Raw genomic sequence first — 2,470 nt, 5'->3', positions numbered from 1 at the left:
TCGAGCAGGACTTTGGGCGCTCGCTGCCCTTGGCGACTCTATTTCAGGCCCCAACCATTGAGCAACTGGCCGTGATCTTGCAGCAGGAGCAGGGGGTGCCCACCCTATCTCCCCTGGTTCCCATTCAGACTCAGGGCAACCAACCGCCCATCTTCTGTGTCCACCCTGCTGGTGGGACGGTCTTTTGCTACCTGGAGCTGTCCCAACTGCTCGGTGCAAACCAGCCCTTCTATGGATTGCAATCCCTGGGGCAACAGGAAGGACAAGCTCCACTGACAACGGTGGAAGAGATGGCCAACGTCTACCTCGCTGCCATCCGCGAAGTCCAACCCCAAGGTCCTTACCTACTCATGGGTTGGTCTTTTGGTGGGATGGTTGCCTTGCAGATGGCCCACGATTTGCTCTCCCAAGGTGAGCAGGTTGCATTTCTGGGCCTGTTGGATACCTATGCACCGGCCCACATGCCTGATGAGCAAGTCTTATCAGAAGATGTGGAAGTGCTGCTTGAGCTCTTTGGCGGACCTCTCTCCCTCGATTGGGAAGTACTCCGAGATTTGCCCTCGGAGCAACAATCTGCCTTGATTTGGGAGCAAGCTCACCAGGCGAACCTAGTACCACCAGATTTGGGGGCAGCTCAGATTGAGCGTCTTCTCCAGTTGATGAAGCTCAATCACAAGGCCATGCGCAGTTACTCTCCCCCTGACTATCCAGATGTGATCACACTGCTGCACGCTGAAGCTGGTTCAGTGGCAGTATCCTCAACGGAAGTGACAACAGATCCTACATTGGGTTGGCAAGCGATCTCGCCCTCAAAGGTGGAGGTCCATACCATTCCTGGTTATCACGAATATATGGTATATCAGCCCACAGTCGTCATTGTGGCTGAGACCATCAAAGCCGATATTGAAAAAGGGCTCAATACCGATGTTGAGACTTCATCTAAATGACAATCTTTTGTTTGTACATGAATTAAAAAAGGGTAACGATATCTCATGCTGAAAAACTTTGACATTATTGATGCCGACAGCCACGTCTTAGAGCCCGACGATCTCTGGGAAAAATACTTAGACCCTCAGTTTAAAGACTTAGCACCTAAAGACAATCAATTTGAGGGAAAATCCATCATGTACAAGACGCCAGATGTCGTAGTGGCAGAAGGTCGGCGTTTATTTGAAGAGAACCCCGATCGCTATAAAGGGGGCTATAATCCCCAAGCCCGCGTTGAGCTAATGGAAAAAATGGGGTCTGACGTGACCTTTTTGTACCCAACAATCGGGTTGTTTATGTGGGCGATTGACACCATGGACTCGAAACTGGCTGACGCTCTGGTCCGAGCCTATAATAATTGGCTACAGGACTTTTGCAGTCATGACCCCCAAAAGTTAAGGGGGGTGGGTGCCATTAGCCAACATGACCCCGAAGACATGGTACCAGAGTTGCAGCGAATTGCAGAGTTTGGTTGGCGAGCGGTCTTTATCCGTCCCAATCCAGTCAAGGGAAAACTGTTAAGTGATCCAGCCTACGAACCGTTTTGGAGTGAGTGCGAACGTCTCAACATCGCCGTCACGATTCATGAAGGAACCCATAGCCGCCTCCCTACCGCCGGGGCGGATCGGTTTCATTCTCGTTTTGCGCTTCATACCTGCTCCCATCCCCTGGAGATGATGATGGGGCTATTGGCCATGATTGAGGGAGGGGTTTTAGAGCGTCATCCTCAATTGAGGGTAGGTTTGTTTGAAGCTGGGTGTGGTTGGCTGCCCTACTGGCTATGGCGAATGGATGAGAAATATGAAAATCTCGTCTATGAAGTCAAGGATAATGTCAAGATGAAGCCCTCTGAATATTTCCACCGTCAGTGCTTCATTGGTGTCGAAACATCAGAACCCTATATACCCGAGTTAATCCAGTACATCGGAGCAGATAAATTATTGTTTGGGTCTGATTTCCCTCACATGGATCATCCGAACTTTATCGAAAGTGTCGATGAGGCACTGGCACTGAAAGAGCGTCTCCCTGAGGAGACAATTCACAAAATTCTCCATGACAATCCCTTGAATTACTACGGGCTAACATAGCGGCGTTGCTGAATCAAGTAATGGATAGGAGTAGAGTGGGCATCCTGCCCGCTCGAAAATAAGCATGAAACTGGCAAAATGCCAGTTCCAGGCAAGATGCCCATTCTACAGGTGCGACCCAAGGGTGAGTAAATCGCCCTTGGAGGCGCGCACCTACTCTTAAAATCATTATATTATTCAGCAACGCCGGATTTTTTCCCTATTCCCTATTCCCTACTCCCTATTCCCTGTTCCCTACTCCCTGTTCCCTGTTCCCTTTTCACTTTTCACTTTTATAAAACCACCTCTAATACCACGGTTTGGATCGCGAAGTTGAATATTATCTTCTAGTTCAAATGCACAAGGGAGTTTAGCAGACCAGCATAGCTCATGCTCTTCTGGAGAGATATCTTGTG

3 protein-coding genes are annotated in these 2,470 nt (G+C 49.5%); 2 read left to right on the top strand and 1 reads right to left on the bottom strand.

What is annotated here, in order from left to right; translation table 11 throughout:
- Both F6K38_RS39355 and F6K38_RS39350 read left to right on the top strand, forming a co-directional pair.
- Positions 1-947: thioesterase domain-containing protein (locus F6K38_RS39355; RefSeq protein WP_287360336.1), on the top strand; the 947-nt coding region annotated here is incomplete at its 5' end.
- A 45-nt stretch (positions 948-992) separates the two neighbouring features.
- Positions 993-2,075, top strand: a complete 1,083-nt coding sequence (locus F6K38_RS39350) for an amidohydrolase family protein (RefSeq protein ID WP_008178614.1) — start codon at positions 993-995, stop codon at positions 2,073-2,075.
- Positions 2,076-2,088: 13 nt separating this feature from the next.
- On the opposite strand, the gene F6K38_RS39345 is transcribed toward F6K38_RS39350, so the two are convergent.
- Entirely contained in the window at positions 2,089-2,244 is a 156-nt protein-coding gene (locus F6K38_RS39345) for a hypothetical protein (protein WP_154659654.1), read from the bottom strand.
- Positions 2,245-2,470: the final 226 nt, after the last annotated feature.

Source organism: Moorena sp. SIO3B2 (genome assembly GCF_010692525.1).
Classification (GTDB): Bacteria; Cyanobacteriota; Cyanobacteriia; order Cyanobacteriales; family Coleofasciculaceae; genus Moorena; species Moorena producens.
The sequence above is the reverse complement of the archived record's forward strand: the minus strand, read 5'-3'. Positions and strand labels throughout refer to the sequence as shown.

Bases quoted from the DNA above. Each gene is read 5' to 3' on its own strand.
- F6K38_RS39350 (WP_008178614.1), top strand. From the start codon at position 993: ATGCTGAAAAACTTTGACATTATTGATGCCGACAGCCACGTCTTAGAG.
- F6K38_RS39345 (WP_154659654.1), bottom strand. From the start codon at position 2,244: ATGATTTTAAGAGTAGGTGCGCGCCTCCAAGGGCGATTTACTCACCCT.